Raw genomic sequence first — 15,950 nt, forward strand, 5'->3', positions numbered from 1 at the left:
ATGCCTTATCGATTGCTAAGGCGAAGGGCAGGGCGGGGGTCCGGCGGAAATGTCACACCGGCCACACCCGGCCGTAGACGCAATGAGCGGCGGGGCCCTCCCCGGCACCCGCCGCCCACGCTCTGATGCGGAAGATTCTGCCGTACGCGCGTCCGACTGGAACAGAGAGCCAGGTCACATTTATTCTTTCGTAACACTACTATCCGTAGTCGAAGGTAGGCGCACAGGCGATCTCTGCACGCGCAGTCACCCCTTGTCAATCCCCAAATTGCCAATCCGTGACGATCGATCACGTGGATCTCCTTGGAAACGCTCCCATCACGTCCCGTCACGCAACTGCGACATGCACTTGCGCTCCGCACACCCACACCGCACAGACACGGGTCGATGACCGGCGGTCGCCGTCATACTCCGGCTGAGGCGTTTGGGCGACGCCGCGACGGGAATGCGTTGCGGTCAAGCCTGGTTCTAGGGGTCGTAGGTAATCCGCGCTGATCGGAGAGAGCAATGGCAACGGTCGAGCTGACCACGGCGAACTTTGACGAGGTGACCGGCAAGGACGGCATCGTCCTGGTCGACTTCTGGGCCGACTGGTGTGGCCCGTGCAAGCGGTTCGCCCCGATCTACGAGCGCTCGTCCGAGAAGCACCCGGACATCGTCTTCGGCAAGGTCGACACCGAGGCGCAGCAGGAGCTGGGCGCCAAGTTCGACATCCGGTCCATCCCGACCATCATGGCGATCCGGGACGGCGTGATCGTCTTCGCGCAGCCCGGCGCCCTCCCGGAGTCCGCGCTGGAGAACCTGATCGAGCAGGTCGAGGCGCTGGACATGGAGGACGTCCGCAGGCAGCTCGCCGAGCACAAGCACTGACCGACGACAGACACGCACGGTGGACGGCCGGGCCCCTCGGGGCCCGGCCGTCGGCGTACCGGACGGGGGACGTCGGCCGTCGGAGGGAACCGGGCCCGGCGTTCCATCCCGTATGGTCACGATCCGATGGAGACCTTGACCAGCCGGGGACGCGCGGCCCGGGTCGGCGCGACGGCGCTCGGCCTCGCCGTCCTGATCGCCGGCACCCTCTGGGGCAGCGACGACGACTTCCCGTTCGGCCCGTTCCGGATGTACGCGACCTCGAACCCGCCAAACGCGCCCGCGCCGGACACCCGCGTCGAGGGGGTGGACCACACCGGCGCCGTGGTGAGCCTCGGTGAGGAGGCCACCGGCATCCGCCGGGCCGAGATCGAGGGCCAGCAGAGCCGGTACGTGGCCGACCCCGACCGCCTCGCCGAGGTGGCCGAGGCGTACGCCGAGCGGCACCCGGACGCCCCCGGCATCGTCGAGGTCCGCATCGTCATCCGCTGGTTCGGCATCGAGGACGGGCGCCCGACCGGCCGGTACACCGACGAGACCGTGGTGAGCTGGCGGGCAGCCGCGTGATCCGCTGGTTGACCGAGCCGGTGCCCCGTGGGCGGGTGGCGGCCTTCCGCACCCTGATCTACCTCTTCGTCGCGGCCGACCTGGTGGTCTTCACCCCGTGGGTGCGCACCCGGGTCAGCGTGCCGGGCGAGCTCTACCAACCGCTGCTCGTCGGCCGGCTGCTGCCCCTGCCGACACCGACCCCGGCGCTCGTCGGGGTGATCTTCTGGGCGCTGCTGGCGCTCGCGCTGCTGGCCGCCACCGGACGGGCTCCCCGGCTGCTCGGCTGGTCGGTCTTCGCGCTCTACCTCGAGTGGATGATCATCGCGATGAGCTACGGCAAGGTCGACCACGACCGGTTCGGCCTGCTCGTCGCGCTCGCGGTGCTGCCGACCGCCGGGCGGGCCCGGCACGGCGACGACACCCGGACCGAGGCGGGCGGCTGGGCCCTGCGGGTCACCCAGATCGCCGTGGTCTGCACGTACTTCCTGGCGGCGTGGGCGAAGTTCCGCTTCGGCGGCCTGGACTGGCTGACCGGCTCGGTGCTCGCCCGGGCGATCATCCGGCGCGGCACCGAACTGGCGGACCTCATCGCGCAGGTGCCCTACCTGCTGATCGTCGCGCAGTTCGGGATCATCGCGTTCGAGCTGGCGAGCCCGCTGGTCTTCCTGCTGCCCGAACGCTGGCGGCTCGCCACGGTCGGCTTCTTCTACTCGTTCCACGTGGTGACGTTCGCGACCATCACCATCTCGTTCGCCCCGCACCTGGCGGCGATGACGAGCTTCCTGCCGCTGGAGCGGGTCCGTCCGATCCACTGGCTGCGCCGGCTCCGGCGGGGCGGATCACCGGCCGCCCTCGGCCAGCTCGGCGAGCATCCCCTCACAGCTGCGGACGACGACCTGCGCCCCGCGCCGCTGGGCCAGCCGGAGGAGCGGGTCCTCGGCCCGGTCCCGCCAGCGCCACTGGGCGTCGGCGGCGACCTCCCAGAGCCGCTGCGCACTGGCGTCGTGCTCGACGCCGAGCCGGGCGGCCAGGCCGACCCCGTCGCCGCCGACCAGCCGCCGCGCCTCCGCGGCGACGTCGGCGTCGAACCCGAGCCGGGTGTCGCGTAGCGCGGCGAGCAGCCGCAGCTCGCGGAACTCGTGCGCGCCGGCGAGGATCCGCTCGACGGCGCCGAGCAGCTCGGCGGCACCGGGGCTGGGGTCGGCCCGCAGCAGCGCCTCCACGGCGGCCAGCGCGGAGCGGGACTTGAGGGTCTCCCGCCGGTCGACGAAGAACCGGTTCACCGACTCGCGCAGCTCGGTCAGGCCGCTGCGGCGGATCAGCTCGGCCGACAGCGCCGCCCGGGTGTCGCAGCTGGTGCGCACCAGCGTGGTCGCCAGGCGTACGCCGAACAGCCCGAGGCGGTCCAGCAGCCCGGCGCGTACCTGCGCGTCGACGGGCAGCTCGCCGCGCAGGAACCGGTCGGCCGAGAGCAGGTGGACCTCCAGCTCCGGTCGGGGCACCGCGGCCAGCCGGGCGAGCGCCGCGTGGTCCGCCTCGCTGAGCACCCGTCCGGCCAGCCCGATGAGCCCGCTGCACGCCACCGCCGTGACGCAGGTGGCGGTGACCAGCGGGTCGCGGGACTGGCGGCGGGCGAGCTGCCGGGCGGTGAGCAGCGCGTCGATCTTTCCGCCCCCGGTCTCGTCGGTCCGGGAGAGCACCATGATCGCGTTCACCGGGGCGGCCTGACCGACCAGGCTCTCCCGGCCCGACTCCAGCGCCCGCAGGTCGCTGCCACGGCCGTCCCGGGTCAGGTAGAGCACCGCGTCCGCGTCCCGGAACACCCGCTCCATCACCGGCGACCGGCCCTGCTCGCCCGGTCCGGCGACCGCCGGCGTGTCGACGAGCGTCACCTGGCGCAGCGCCCGGGTCGGCCAGCGCACCACGATGTCGCGCAGCTCGCCGGTCCGCCAGCCGACGAGGTCCACCCGTAACCCGGTGGCGGACTTCGCCATCGCCAGCTCCTGCGGCGGATGACCCGCCGAGTACGCGGTCGCCCGCGGTTGCGGGCCGTCCTCGTACCAGGTGAAGACGCCGCTGCCGTCGGCGCCGACGACCGGCGCGACCTCCTCGCCGAGCAGCGCGTTGAGCAGCGTCGACTTACCGGCGCGCCACGGGCCGGCGACGGCCACGCGCAGCGGCTGCTCCAGCCGGGCGAGCTGGTGCCGGAGGTGCCCGGTGGCCCGGGCGTCGTCCCGGTACAGCTCCAGCGCCCGGTGCAGCAGCCCCCACACGGCCTCGTCGAGGCGCAGGCCGACGGTCATGCGCGCGGCTCCAGCGGCACGGCCGCGGGGCGGCCCGCGGTGAGTTGCTGGGCCTGCTCGTAGAGGGCCGCGAGCCGGGTCATCTTCAGCTTGATCTCGCGCTGGCGCTGGTCGCGGGCGGCCGCGTCGCTGTCCGCCGCCTGCTTGGCCGTCCGCAGCGACTGGATGATCCCCTCCTGCAACTCGTCGGTGAGCGCGGCGAAGTGGTCCCGCAGCATCCGCTGGACCTGTCGGGCGGCGTCGCGGCAGTCCTTCACGACGCGGACGAAGAAGTCGTCGACGTGGCGCTGCACCGCCGTCTTCACCGTGGCCTGCCGGCGGCGCAGCAACTGCCGGCTCTCGTCGCGGATGCTCTTGCCGCCGAAGAGCGCGCCCGCGCCGATCGACACCGGGTTGATCATCGGCATGCCGGCCAGCGTCAGCGCCAGGCCGAACATCAGCAGGCCGCCGTAGGAGCCCTTCATACCGGTGATCACCTTCTGGCTGGCGGTGAACCGGTCGATCGTCGGCCGTTCCATCTCCGGCAGCCGGTCCGCCAGGTCCTCCGGCACGGTCAGCGACCAGGGCGGCAGCACGTCGTACCCGTACCGGGCGAAGTTGGCGGCCACCCGGCGGGCCACGAAGTCGCACCGCTGCACCAGCCACTCGTGGTTGGCCTCGGCCGCCTCGGTGAGGCTGCGCGCCAGCCACTCCTGGAAGGCGTCCCAGGCCACCAGCGGATCGGCCGAGTCGAACGCCTCGTCGACCTCGCGCAGGATCTGCCGCGTCCGGTCACGGAGGTCGTACTCCAGGTCGGACAGCAGGTCGGCCATCTCGTCGTTGAGCGTGTTCTGCCACCGGACGGAACAGCGGCGCAGCTCCTCGACCTCCCGCTGCGCCGCGTGCAGCCGGGCCATCGGCCCGGACTGCTCCTCGACCCGCTGGCTCTCCAGCTCCGCGCGCAGCGGCGCCGCGAGCTGCTCGACCACCGTGCGGGCGGTCAACCCGACGGCCGCGCGGGCCAGCACGTCGGACTTGCCGGCCAGGTCCCGCTGGAGCCGGGCGATCAACGCGGGGAAGCCCGACTCGGCGTTGAGGGTCCGGTCGTCGGTGGCGGCGGCGCGCAGCCGGAGTGCCGCTGAGACCGGGATCAGCGCCGCCGGCACGCCGGCCTCGGCCAGGTGGCGACGGTTGCGCTCGGCCACCGCGCGCCAGTCCGACACCAGGTCGATCTTGGTCTGCACGACGGCCACGTTCGGGTGCGAGCGGGTGACGTGCAGCAGCACGTTCAGCTCGGCCACCGAGAGTTCCCGGGTCGAGTCGGTGACGAGCAGCACCGCGTCCGCCCGGGCCAGCGCGGCCACGGAGGCGGCCGCGCCGGGCGCGCCCACCTCGTCGCTGCCGGGAGTGTCCACCAGCACCAGTCCGGCGCCGAGCAGCGCGCGGGGAAGTCCGATCTCGACGTACGCCGGTCCGCCGCCCGGACGGCGGCCGAGCGTGCCGGCCACGCCGTCCGCGATCCGGTCCACCGGCACCGGCGTGCGCTCGACCGCCCCGGGAAGCGCGGCGCCGGCGGAGCGGCCCGGAGTGGCCGGCGGAGCCTGGACCACCGCCACCGAGGGGACGTCGGCGTGCTGCACCACGGTCGGCAGGACGGTGGTGCGACCGTCGCCCACCGGGCAGACCGGGGCGTTGACGATCGCGTTGACGAGCTGGCTCTTGCCCTGGTTGGGTTCCCCCACCACGAGCACGCGCAGGGTCGGGTCGAGCAGCTGGGCGCGTTTGCGCCGGACCGCCTGGAGCAGGTCGCCGCGCCCGTGGTCGCGGCACGTGCGGGCGATCTCGTCGAGCACGTCCAGCCAGATCCCCGCCATCACCGCACCAAGTGTGCTGATATCGGCTCAATTATCAAGAGGGTGCGGAAAAGGAGAGAGCCGGACCGCCCATCGGCGGTCCGGCCTCCCTGCTCCGACCGGGTGTCGGTCAGAGCAGACCGTCGGTGATGCCCAGCAGTCCGCCGCCGTGGGACGAGGGGGCGTCCCCGTGGACCCCGGCGTCGCCGGTCACCCCGTCGGTCACGTCACCGGTCACGCTGCCCACCGTGCCGGTGACTCCGGAGAGAAGTCCGTCTACCTGGTGCGTCACGCCACCCACCGTCCCCGGGACGTCCAGCGGCGGGACGACTCCGGTGCCGCCGTCGTGCAGGCCGAGGCCGCCCAGGGTGTCGTCGACGCCGAGCGAGTCGACGAGGCCGTCCACCTGGCCCGTGGTGCCGGAGAGCGTCCCGCCGAGCAGGCCGTCCGGGGTGCCGAGCAGGCCGTTGTCGGTCGCGTCGAGCACCGTGGTGGGGCTGCCCACCGTCCCGGCCACGTCCCCGACCGCCGGGTCGGCGACGGAGTCCACGGCCCCCACCACGTCGGCGTCCAGCGTGTGCGCGACGTCGTGCACCCCGGTCAGGTCGGTGCCGAGGCCGCCCGGCCCGACGCCCACCCCGATGCCCGGGAGCACGGTCGCCCCGACCGCGACGGCCGTGGGGTCCACGGCGATGGCGCCGAGCACGCCGGCCTTGACGTCCACACCGGAGTACGAGCTGCTGACCGAGAGCTGCTGCGCCACGCTCTGCAGCTGGCCGACCACGTCGGTCACGTCGGTCACGAGCGGCTCGGCCCCGACCTCGGAGACCACCGGGGCGACCGGCGCGAGCCCCTGCACGGGTGCGTAGTCGACCACCAGCGGCACCACGTCCTGCACGTCCGCGGCGGTGATGTCGGTGAGGCCCGCGGCCCGCAGGGCTCCCTCCGGGTCGAGGTCGAACGCCGACCGCGCGTCGGGGTCCGTGAGCAGGTTGAGCACGAAGTCGTGCAGGGTCTGGTCCATGTGCCGGTTCTCCTCGGATCGGTCGTCGTCGACGGCGACGTTATGGGCCCCGGCCGCCCCCGGTCATCGGGGAACGTCCCGCAATCCGCACCGCGCGGTTAGGGCCGTCGCCCCCTCGTCCGTTAGGGGGACTGGGGGACCCGTGCCGGCCAGATTTAGGGTCCCGACGCAGGAGTGTTCTCTGGTACGAACGTAGGAGCCCACGGGGATTCGCCGGGGGTGGGTCGTTCACCCCGCGGGAATTCCGCGGCCCGCGGCCGGCCGGCTCGCGGCGAAGGAAGAAAGCACATGCCGTACGTCCTGGGGATAGACATCGGGAACACCACCACCGCGGCCACTCTGGCCCGGCGGCGCGGGGGCAGTTGGACCCGCCCCGAGGTGGTCCCGCTCGACGCCGGCGCGGCGACCGTGCCGTCCGTGCTGCACCTCGGCACCGACGGGACGCTGGTGGTGGGCGAGCCCGACACCGAGGACGGGAGCCGGACCGCCCGTGGCTTCGTGCAGCGGGTAGGCGACGACGTGCCACTGCTGCTCGCCGGGGAGTCGTGCCCGCCGCAGCTGCTCACGGCCGTCCTCGCGACCTGGGTCGTCGAGCGGGTCCTCGACCGGGAGGGCGAGCCGGCCGAGGCGGTGGTGCTCAGCCACCCCGCCGGATGGGGACGGCACCGCCGGGAGCTGCTGCACAGCGCACTCTGGGAGCTGGGGCTCACCACCGTCACGCTGCTGCCGCGTACCGTCACGGTCGCCGAGAGCCACGCGGCCCGGGGGTTCGCGGGCAGCACGGCCGCCGTCTACGCGCTCGGGGGCGACAGCTTCGAGGCCGCCCTGGTCCGGCGCGACCCGCGCGGCTGCTTCGGCACCGTCGGCCTGCCGCAGGGGCTGGACGGGACGGGCGGCGCCGACTTCGACGAGGCGCTCGCCGCGCACGTGCGCGGCGTACTGGCCCGCGACCTCGCCGCCGCGGGGCGGCGGGGCGCCTACGCCACCCTGCGCGCGCTGCTGCCCGAGTGCGAGCGGGCCAAGCGCGAGCTGACCGTCGACGCCGAGGCGGACGTGCTGCTCACGCTGCCGGGTGGGCCCGCCCGCGTACCGGTCACCCGGGCGGAGTTCGAGGCGATGATCCGGCCCACCGTGCAGGCCACCGTGGACCTGCTGCTGCGGGCCGTGCACGCCGCCGGGCTGCGCCCCGCGGACCTCGACGCCGTCCTGCTGGCCGGCGGCTCCACGCGGATCCCGCTCGTGGCCGAACTGCTCGCCGCCGCCGTCCCCGTGCCGGTGGAGGTGGAACCCGACCCGCAACTGACCGCCGCCACCGGTGCGGCACTCGCCGCCTGCCAGGTGGTCTCACCACGGCCCCGGCCGCCCGAGCCTTCCCGACGGCCCGTCCCGGCGGGCGATGCCCGTCCCCCGGCCGGGCCGGCGGTTCCCCGGCAGCGGCGACCCCACCACGACCGGGCGGTCCTCAGTGAACCGCCACCCCGTCCCCCGGTCCGGATCACCCCGCTGGAACTGCCGAGGCCGTCCCGCCTCGCCCTGACCCGAAGCCGGGGACGCGAAGGATGACCACGATGACGACGACCGCTCCGGCCGGGCACCGGCTGGTGCTGGACCGCGGTCCGCAGGCCCTGCTCGACGGCGTCGCCGCCGACCCGTCCGGCCCGCTCCTGCTCGCGGTCACCGGACCCGGCGGTCACGGGCGCAGCGCGTACCTCCGGGAGCTGGCGCGGGCCTACCGGCGGGCCGGGACGACGGTACGGGAGGACGTCCCCGAGCTGCCCGACGCCGCCGACCCGGACGCCGTGCTGCTGGTCGACGACGCGCACCTGCTCGACGACCGCCGGCTCCGGACGCTGCGGCACCTGGTCGCCGGGCGGCGCCACCGGGTCGCCGTCGGCTACCGGCCGTGGCCGCGGTCGGCCGCGCTCGTCGAGCTGGCCGACGCGCTGCGGCGGGAGGGGCAGCTGATCCTGCTCACCCCGTTCACCCGCGAGCAGACCGGCGCCTACCTCGCCGCCGTTCCCGAGCTGGGCCGCCGCGCCGAACTCGTGGACTTCGTGCACGGCCAGACGGCCGGGGTGCCGCGCGACGTCGAGCGGCTGGTCCGCGCCCTGCGCGGCCAGGACGCCGCCGCTCCCGCCGAGCCGCCCCGGCAGGCCGTCCTCGAATTCGGGCCGGACCTCGACGACCTCGCCCCCGACGTCCGGCGGCTCCTGCTCGCGGTGGCCGCCGGCGTACCCCTGCCCCTGGACCTGCTGGCGGCGCTGCTCGGTCGCGAACCGTCCGAGGTGGACACGCTCGTCGCGGCCACCCGGGCCGCCGGCCTGCTCGGCGCGGACGGGCGGCTCGCGCCGCTGGTACGCCGGGCGGTGACCGCGCTCAGCCCCGCCGCCGAACGCACCGCCGTCTGGCAACGGCTCAGCGAGGTGCAACTCGCCCGGGGCGGACCCGTGCTGCCGCTGGTACGCGCCATCCTCGCGGCCGGCGTGGCCGCGGACTGCCCGGCGGGGACGCTGGAGGCGGCCGCCGAGGAGGCCATCGGCGGCGAGCCGGCCCTCGCCGCGGAGCTCTTCGCCGCCGCGGCTGCCGCCGGTCGGCCGGTCGCCGCCCGGCAGGCCGTCGCCGCGGCCCTCGCCGGTGACCTCGACGCCGCCCTCCGCCTCGCCGACCGGCTGCTCGCCTCCGCGGCGCCCACCGAACGGGCCGAGGCGGCCCTGGTCGCCGCGACGGCACTCGCCCATCGCGGCCAGGTCGGCCGCAGCGTGGAGCTGTACCGGTGGTCCGGCGCCGCCCCGGCGGCCGCCTTCGCCGCGGTCGGCGCGCTGGCCGGCGGGCATCCCGGCGACGCGTCCGGCGCGTACGCGGACGACCGTGACGACCCGCCCACCCTGCACGCCAGCGCGGCGCGGCTGATGGCCGAGGGCGTACGGGACAGCATCACGGGAGCACCCACCGCGGCGCTGTCCACGCTCGTCCAGGCGACGGCGCTGCTCGAACCGGACGGGCGGGCCGTGCTGCTGCCGGACAGCCCCGCCGCGCTGGCCGCCCTCACCGCGGTGCACGGCGGCGAACTCGACATCGCCGACCGGGTGCTCGACCGGGCCCTGGCCAGCGGCATCGGGGGCCCGCTGATGGTCCGCCGGCACCGGCTGCTCCAGGCGTGGATCCTGATGGTCCGCGGCCGTACGGCCGACGCCGCCGACCGGCTCGCCTCCGTCACCGGGCGGGGCCGGCCGCTGGAGTCCCGCGACCTGCTCTTCGCCACCGCGCTGGAACTCGGCATCGCCCGCCGCAACAGCGACCTCGGCGCTCTCCAGCGGGGCTGGGGACACGCGCTGGAGGCCGTGGTGCGGCATCCCGTGGACCTGTTCACGCTGCTCCCGCTCGGCGAGCTGGCCATCGTCGGCGCCCGCCTGGGCGACCTCGACCGGCTGGCGCCCCACCTGCACCGGGCCCGGTCGCTGCTGGCGCGGCTCGGCGACCCGCCACTGTGGAGCGCGCCCCTGCACTGGAGCGGCCTGCACGCGGCGATCCTCACCGAGGAACCGGCGGTCGCCGACGACCACGTGGCCGCCCTGCTCGCCGCGGCGCCGCACAGCCGGTACGCCGCCGTGGTCGCCGCGGCCGCCGCGAGCTGGGTCGACGTGCTGCGGGGGGTGGTCGACCCGGTCCGGGTGGAGGCCGCCGCGCGCGGGCTGCACGACGCGGGACTCTGCTGGGACGGCGCCCGGCTCGCCGGGCAGGCCGCCATCCGCACCTCCGACCGCCGGGCGATGACCGCGCTGCTCGACTGCGCCCGGATGCTCCAGGGCCGGCCCGCCGGAAACCGGGCGGGGCAGCGGCCGGGCGGCGGTGACGGCCCGGTCGCCGACGCCCTCACCACCCCGGCGGCACACCGCCTGAGCGACCGCGAGCGGGAGGTGGCCGAGCTGGTGCTGGCCGGCCTCACCTACCGGGAGATCGGCGACCGGCTCTTCATCTCGGCGAAGACGGTCGAGCACCACGTGGCCCGGATGCGTTCCCGGCTCAACTGCGCGAACCGGGCGGAGCTGCTCGCCCTGCTGCGGACCATCGTGGCCCACCGGCCGGACACGGCGGCCGGCCGACCCTGGCCCGAGCGGGTGGCCCGGTGACCGGGGGCCGTCCGACCCCGGGCCCGGCGAGCGGGCCGGCCGGGGCGGAGGTGCCCCGGCTCCGGCGCCTCCTCGCCGCGGCCGTGGTCGTGCTGCTCGCGCTCTGGGCGTACGCCGCGTACGCCGCCGCGCGCGACGCCACCGACCTGCTGCGCGTCCGGGCCCTCGCGGAGACCCTCGGCCACCCCACCGACCGGCTGATCCTCGACCTGCAGACCGAACGCCGCCTCACCGCCGGGGCGGTCGCGGGGGTCGCCCCGGCGAGCGCCGCTCTGGGCGGGGCCCGGGACGGCACCGACCGTACGATCGCCGCCCTGCGCGACGCCGCGACCGGCACCGACCTGCGGCTGCTCACCGCCGGCGCGGTCCGCGACCGGGCCGCCGGCCTGCTCCTCCAGCTCGACGGCCTCCCCGCCCTACGCGCCGACGCCGACGCGGGACGCGCCGACGCCGTCACGGCGTACGACCAGCTGATCGACGCCGCCTTCGCGGTGTACGGCCCGGAGTGGAGCGCCCGCGAGAGCACCCTCGCCGCCGAGACGCGTGCCGTCGTGGCGCTCGCCCGGTCCCGGGAGCTGCTCGCCCGGGAGGACACCCTGCTCACCGCCACTCTCGCCGCCGGGCGGCCCACCGCCGACGAGCGGCGCCGCCTGAGCGACCTGGTCAGCACCCGGCGGTACGCGGGCAGCGAGGCCGCCGCCGCGCTGCCCCCCGCCGAGCAGGACGACTACCGGAGGCTCACGCAGGAGCCCCTGTTCACCGCGCTGCGGTCGCTGGAGGACCGGTTGCTGCGCGCCGGCGACGACGGGCCGACGGCCGCCGAGTGGGAGGCGACGGCCGAGCCGGCTCTCGCGGCGCTGGACGCCCTGGTCCGATCGACGGCCCGGCACAGTGTCGAGCGGGCCGCGCCGGACGCCGCGCTGGTGGTCGTCCGCGCCGGCGCCGTGCTGGGGCTGGGCCCGATCGCGCTGCTGGCGCTGCTCCTCGGCGGGGTCCGCGTGCTGCGCCGGCTACCGGACGCCGACGCGGGGGCGACCCGCCGGCTCGCGCCAACCGCGGCCGACCGCACCGCCGAACTGGGGGTCGTCACCGGGCCGGGGCCGGCCACCACCGCCGCGCCGGACCGGGCCACCGGCGCCGGGCCGCGGGCCGTGCCGGGGCCGGATCCCGCCGGCCGCGTCCACACCGGACCGCCCGCGCCCGGCGCTCCCCACCGCTCCGCCCCGGCGGGTGGCGACGCGTACGACGCCGCGCGGGCCACGCGGGACCTGTTCCTGCGTCTCACCCAGCGCAACCAGGTGCTCCTGCGCGAGCAACTGGCCCTGCTCGACGTCATGGAACGACGCGAGCACAGCCCCGAGGAGACCGCCGAGCTGTTCCAGCTCGACCACCTCGCGACCCGCCTGCGGCGCAACGTCGAGAAGCTCGTGACCCTCGCCGGCGCCCGGCCCGCCCGGCGGTGGCGACGGTCGGTGCCGATGCTCGACGTCGCGCGCGGTGCGGTCGCCGAGGTCGCCGACTACCAGCGCGTCCTCGTCGCCCCGCACTGGCCGTGGTCGCTCGCCGGTCCGGCGGTCACGGACGTCATCCACCTGCTCGCCGAGCTGATCGAGAACGCGCTGGCGTTCTCGCCCGCCGGCACCGCCGTACGGGTGGCCGGCGAGCAGCACGCGGGCGGGTGCGCGGTCGTGGTCAGCGACGACGGGCCCGGGCTCCACCCGGCCGCCGCCGAGTCGGCCAATCGCATGCTGGCCGATCCGCCGACGGCATGCCCCCCAAACGGCCCCCACGGGCTGTACGCTGCTGCCCTGCTCGCCGCCCGCTGCGGCGCCCGGGTCCGGTTGCAACCCGGACCCCGCGGCGGGACGTCGGCGGTCGTGCTGCTCCCGACCGCCCTGGTCACACCGACCGGGCCCGACGGCGCAGCGCCCGGGCCGGGCGGCCCCCGGTCCACCCCTCCGGCGCGGCCCAGCGCCGGTGGCCTGCCGGTGCGGGCCCGGCACGCCGGGGCCGCATGGCCAGGATCGGGCACGGCCGGCGCCGATACGGTCGAGATACCGGTCTCCAGAGCAGCGAGAGGACGCCCATGACGCAATCAGTGGTCACCGCCGACGGCCTGACCGACGCCCTGAACGACCTGGTGGACCGGGTGCACGGCGCCGAGTTCGCGGTCGTGCTCTCGCCCGACGGGCTGTTGCTCGGCGCCAGCCGGGACGTCGACACCGTCCTCGCCAACCAACTGTCGAGCCTGGTCGCCGGCCTGGAGGCCCTCGGCGCGGCCGCCACCCGGGTCTGCGTCGGCGGGGCGCTGCGGCAGATCGTCGTCCAGATGTCCCGGGCGTTCCTCTTCGTGGCCACCACCCGCAACGGCGCCATCCTCACGGTCCGGATCGGCGCCGAGGCCGAGGTCGGCGACATGGCGTACGAGGTGGCGCTCTTCGTGGGTCAGGCCGAGCGGCACCTGCCGGTGTTCCTCGAGCCGGCCTCCACGGCGACGGGCGGGGAGACCGGTGCAGCCGACGGGCGCCGCTGACGAGGCGTGGTACGACGACGACGCCGGGCCGGTGGTCCGGCCGTACACCATGACCGGGGGACGCGCGGCGCCCGACCGGGGCCGGTTCGACCTGATCACGCTGGTCGTCGCCCGGGGGCCGGCGCCCGCGGCCGGCCGCCTCTTCCCGGAGCAGACGGCGATCCTCGAGATGTGCCGGCAGCCGCTGTCGGTCGCGGAGATCGGCGCGGATCTGGACCTGCCGGTCGGCACCGTGCGCGTGCTCCTCGGCGACCTGCTGGCGGCCAACCTCATCGAGACGCACGAGCCGCCGACACCCGCCGAACTGCCGTCCGAGGAACTGCTCCAGGAACTGCTCGCCGGGCTCCGCGCGCTGTGAGCCGACGACCCGGCGGGACGGCGCCACCGCCGCGACGGCCGGGTCGGAGAGTCTGAAGGGGGAAGGAAGGCAGTGCCGGCATCACCGCCACCGCCACGACGGACCGTGGCGATCATCGTGCTCGACCGGATCGTGGCGCTCGCCGGGTCGCTCCGGCGTACGCTCACCGGCCCGGCGTCACGGGTCACCCGGATCGCCGTCCTCGCCTCGCTGGCGGTGCTGGTCGCCACCGCCGTTCCGGTCGTCCTCGTGCTGCGGACGCCGGAACGCCTGGCGCCGATGGCCCTCGACCCACCGCCCGACCCTCTCGTGCCGACGCCACCCGAGCCCGGCACGCCCGGCGCCGAGGCCCGCCCGGCCGGGTCGAGCCGGCCGGCGCCCGGCCACCCGACCGGCACCGGCGCCCCCACCAGCGCCGCGTCGCCGTCGGCCAGCACGGCAAGCCCGTCGACGGCGGCACCCGTGCCACTGCGCGCCGCGTTCGCCGTCGAGGAGAGCGCCCTGCTCGGCTACGGTGCGGCGGTCACCATCACCAACCCAGGGTCCGAGCGCGTGCCGGCGTGGACGCTCGTCGTCACGCTGCCCCGGGAATCCCTCCGGGTCACGGAGGTGACCGGAGCACGCGCCACCCAGGACGGCGCCACCTGGACCTTCGTGCCGGACGGCAGCGGCCCGGTGCCCGGCGGCGGCTCGGTCCGGGTGACGTTCCGGGTGGCCGGCGCGCCGATCAGTTCCACGCCGACCGCCTGCACCATCGACGGCGTGGCCTGCACGGGCCTGCCCGGCTGACCCGCGCCGGGGGTCAGTTCCGCCGGGCCGCGGGCACGGCGCACGCCGCCGTGCCGCCGGGCATCCGGTGGCGGTTGCGCGCCACCCAGCGGTACGCGGGCCAGGCGACGGCGCGCACGGGCGGGAAGCGCAGCCCCGCGCCGGCCACCCGCCAGAGCGCCCCGCTGTCGCCGAGCAGGCGGGCGATGGCGTCCGGCCCGGCGGCGCGTACGCCGTCCACGCCGACCCACTGCACGGCCTGCTCGCACTCGGCCTCGGTGAGCCCCAACGCGGCCAGGTCGGCGAACTGCCACGGCACCACCCGCGCCGAGGTGGGGATGTGCCGCTCGATGAACTCGGCGCAGCGGGTGCAGAACGCGCAGTCCCCGTCGTAGACGAACGTCGACCTCTCCATGCCTCCATCCTCCACCCGCCTGCCGACGGTGGGCCCGCGAGGTGGCGGGCGACACGGCGAGCCGCCTTGCGCATCGCTCGTACGCGTGTTCGAATGATGGCCATGCGCTGGGACAACCTCGCCGCTCCCCCGGCCGAGAGGGCTCCCGAGCGGGCAGCGCCAGCGACGCCACCCCTGCCGCTGGCGCTGCCCGGCGCGACCGTCCGCACCTTCGACACCCCCGGCTTCGCGGGAATGACGTTCTACGAGGTGCAGGCAAAGTCGATCATCAACCGGGTGCCGGGCGCCTCGCGCGTCCCCTTCGAGTGGACGATCAACCCGTACCGGGGTTGCAGCCACGCGTGTGTGTACTGCTTCGCCCGCAAGACCCACACCTACCTCGACCTCGACGCCGGGGCGGACTTCGACCGGAAGGTGATCGTCAAGGTCAACGCGGGCGAGCTGGTCCGCCGCGAGCTGGCCGCGCCGCGGTGGCGGGGCGCCCACATCGCCATGGGCACGAACGTCGACTGCTACCAGCGCGCCGAGGGGCGCTACCAGCTCATGCCGCAGATCATCGCGGCGCTGCGGGACTTCGCCAACCCGTTCTCGATCCTCACCAAGGGCACCCTGATCCTGCGGGACCTTCCGCTGCTGCGGCAGGCCGCCGAGGTCACCCGGGTCGGTGTCTCCTACTCGGTGGGCTTCGTCGACGAGCGGCTCTGGCGGGCCGTCGAGCCGGGCACGCCGAGCCCCCGGCGCCGGTTGGACGCCGTACGGGCGCTCACCGACGCGGGCTTCGCCGTCGGCGTGCTCATGGCGCCGATCCTCCCCGGGCTCAGCGACGACGACGAGTCGATCGACGCCACGGTGGCCGCGATCGCGGCGGCCGGGGCGACCAGCGTGACCCCGTTGGCGCTGCATCTGCGACCGGGTGCCCGGGAGTGGTACGCGCGCTGGCTGGGTCGCGAGTTCCCGCACCTGGTCCCCCGCTACCGGGAGCTGTACCGGGCGGGCTCCTACGCGCCACAGGCGTACCAGCGGGAACTGACGGCCCGGGTGCGGATCGCGGCCCGCCGGCACGGCCTGCACCGGGGCGAGCGGGGCGAGAACCGGAGCCTTCCGGAGCCACCGCCCCCGGCCGCCGAGCAGCTCACCCTGCTCTGACCGGTTTCGGGCGCAGGCGCGC

Annotated in this window: 13 protein-coding genes; 10 read left to right on the top strand and 3 right to left on the bottom strand. The window is 75.6% G+C overall.

All coding sequences use genetic code 11. The features are described from left to right. The first annotated feature begins 507 nt into the window (after nucleotides 1-507). From trxA to OG994_RS21225, 3 genes are all read left to right on the top strand, one after another. A complete protein-coding gene (gene trxA / locus OG994_RS21215; protein ID WP_120327510.1) occupies nucleotides 508-870 on the top strand; it encodes a thioredoxin in 363 nt (120 codons plus the stop codon). Between the two features lie 126 nt (nucleotides 871-996). Beyond that, the gene (locus tag OG994_RS21220) at nucleotides 997-1,437 is read left to right on the top strand and encodes a hypothetical protein (RefSeq protein ID WP_328850732.1); all 441 of its coding nucleotides are present in this window, start codon (nucleotides 997-999) and stop codon (nucleotides 1,435-1,437) included. Beyond that, nucleotides 1,434-2,528 (top strand): MFS transporter permease, encoded by a 1,095-nt coding sequence (locus tag OG994_RS21225; protein WP_396844936.1) that lies wholly within the window; start codon nucleotides 1,434-1,436, stop codon nucleotides 2,526-2,528. The genes OG994_RS21220 and OG994_RS21225 overlap by 4 nt, the downstream gene beginning before the upstream one ends. Nucleotides 2,529-3,718: 1,190 nt before the next feature. Here the strand turns inward: OG994_RS21225 and OG994_RS21235 are convergent. Continuing rightward, the gene (locus tag OG994_RS21235; RefSeq protein WP_120327507.1) at nucleotides 3,719-5,575 is read right to left on the bottom strand and encodes a dynamin family protein; all 1,857 of its coding nucleotides are present in this window, start codon (nucleotides 5,573-5,575) and stop codon (nucleotides 3,719-3,721) included. A gap of 109 nt (nucleotides 5,576-5,684) precedes the next feature. Further along, a complete protein-coding gene (locus OG994_RS21240) occupies nucleotides 5,685-6,578 on the bottom strand; it encodes an IniB N-terminal domain-containing protein (protein ID WP_120327506.1) in 894 nt (297 codons plus the stop codon). A 288-nt stretch (nucleotides 6,579-6,866) separates the two neighbouring features. Here OG994_RS21240 and OG994_RS21245 point away from each other — a divergent pair, with 288 nt between their 5' ends. The 6 genes from OG994_RS21245 (at nucleotide 6,867) to OG994_RS21270 (ending at nucleotide 14,388) form a co-directional block, all read left to right on the top strand. Further along, nucleotides 6,867-8,141 (top strand): Hsp70 family protein, encoded by a 1,275-nt coding sequence (locus OG994_RS21245; RefSeq protein WP_328850734.1) that lies wholly within the window; start codon nucleotides 6,867-6,869, stop codon nucleotides 8,139-8,141. Nucleotides 8,142-8,146: 5 nt separating this feature from the next. Beyond that, the gene (locus OG994_RS21250) at nucleotides 8,147-10,708 is read left to right on the top strand and encodes a helix-turn-helix transcriptional regulator (protein WP_328850735.1); all 2,562 of its coding nucleotides are present in this window, start codon (nucleotides 8,147-8,149) and stop codon (nucleotides 10,706-10,708) included. Beyond that, a complete protein-coding gene (locus OG994_RS21255) occupies nucleotides 10,705-12,798 on the top strand; it encodes a sensor histidine kinase (protein WP_328850736.1) in 2,094 nt (697 codons plus the stop codon). Before OG994_RS21250 ends, OG994_RS21255 begins: the two co-directional genes overlap by 4 nt. Beyond that, nucleotides 12,795-13,241 (top strand): roadblock/LC7 domain-containing protein, encoded by a 447-nt coding sequence (locus OG994_RS21260; RefSeq protein WP_120327502.1) that lies wholly within the window; start codon nucleotides 12,795-12,797, stop codon nucleotides 13,239-13,241. The genes OG994_RS21255 and OG994_RS21260 overlap by 4 nt, the downstream gene beginning before the upstream one ends. After that, on the top strand, nucleotides 13,219-13,599 hold the full coding sequence (locus OG994_RS21265) for a DUF742 domain-containing protein (RefSeq protein ID WP_328850737.1): 381 nt from the start codon (nucleotides 13,219-13,221) through the stop codon (nucleotides 13,597-13,599). Before OG994_RS21260 ends, OG994_RS21265 begins: the two co-directional genes overlap by 23 nt. A gap of 105 nt (nucleotides 13,600-13,704) precedes the next feature. Continuing rightward, nucleotides 13,705-14,388 carry a cellulose binding domain-containing protein gene (locus tag OG994_RS21270; protein ID WP_328850738.1) on the top strand — a complete coding sequence of 228 codons (684 nt, stop codon included), beginning with the start codon at nucleotides 13,705-13,707 and terminating at the stop codon, nucleotides 14,386-14,388. 13 nt (nucleotides 14,389-14,401) lie between these two features. On the opposite strand, the gene OG994_RS21275 is transcribed toward OG994_RS21270, so the two are convergent. After that, nucleotides 14,402-14,782, bottom strand: a complete 381-nt coding sequence (locus OG994_RS21275) for a thiol-disulfide oxidoreductase DCC family protein (protein WP_120327499.1) — start codon at nucleotides 14,780-14,782, stop codon at nucleotides 14,402-14,404. Nucleotides 14,783-14,884: 102 nt separating this feature from the next. On the opposite strand from OG994_RS21275, the gene OG994_RS21280 reads away from it, so the two are divergent. Further along, nucleotides 14,885-15,928, top strand: a complete 1,044-nt coding sequence (locus OG994_RS21280; protein WP_328850739.1) for an Rv2578c family radical SAM protein — start codon at nucleotides 14,885-14,887, stop codon at nucleotides 15,926-15,928. The last annotated feature ends 22 nt before the right edge of the window (nucleotides 15,929-15,950 follow it).

The organism is Micromonospora globbae, assembly GCF_036184225.1.
Classification (GTDB): Bacteria; Actinomycetota; Actinomycetes; order Mycobacteriales; family Micromonosporaceae; genus Micromonospora; species Micromonospora globbae.

Coding starts and splice junctions, on each gene's coding strand:
- trxA (WP_120327510.1), top strand. CDS start 508: ATGGCAACGGTCGAGCTGACCACGGCGAACTTTGACGAGGTGACCGGC.
- OG994_RS21220 (WP_328850732.1), top strand. CDS start 997: ATGGAGACCTTGACCAGCCGGGGACGCGCGGCCCGGGTCGGCGCGACG.
- OG994_RS21235 (WP_120327507.1), bottom strand. CDS start 5,575: ATGGCGGGGATCTGGCTGGACGTGCTCGACGAGATCGCCCGCACGTGC.
- OG994_RS21240 (WP_120327506.1), bottom strand. CDS start 6,578: ATGGACCAGACCCTGCACGACTTCGTGCTCAACCTGCTCACGGACCCC.
- OG994_RS21245 (WP_328850734.1), top strand. CDS start 6,867: ATGCCGTACGTCCTGGGGATAGACATCGGGAACACCACCACCGCGGCC.
- OG994_RS21250 (WP_328850735.1), top strand. CDS start 8,147: ATGACGACGACCGCTCCGGCCGGGCACCGGCTGGTGCTGGACCGCGGT.
- OG994_RS21260 (WP_120327502.1), top strand. CDS start 12,795: ATGACGCAATCAGTGGTCACCGCCGACGGCCTGACCGACGCCCTGAAC.
- OG994_RS21275 (WP_120327499.1), bottom strand. CDS start 14,782: ATGGAGAGGTCGACGTTCGTCTACGACGGGGACTGCGCGTTCTGCACC.
- OG994_RS21280 (WP_328850739.1), top strand. CDS start 14,885: ATGCGCTGGGACAACCTCGCCGCTCCCCCGGCCGAGAGGGCTCCCGAG.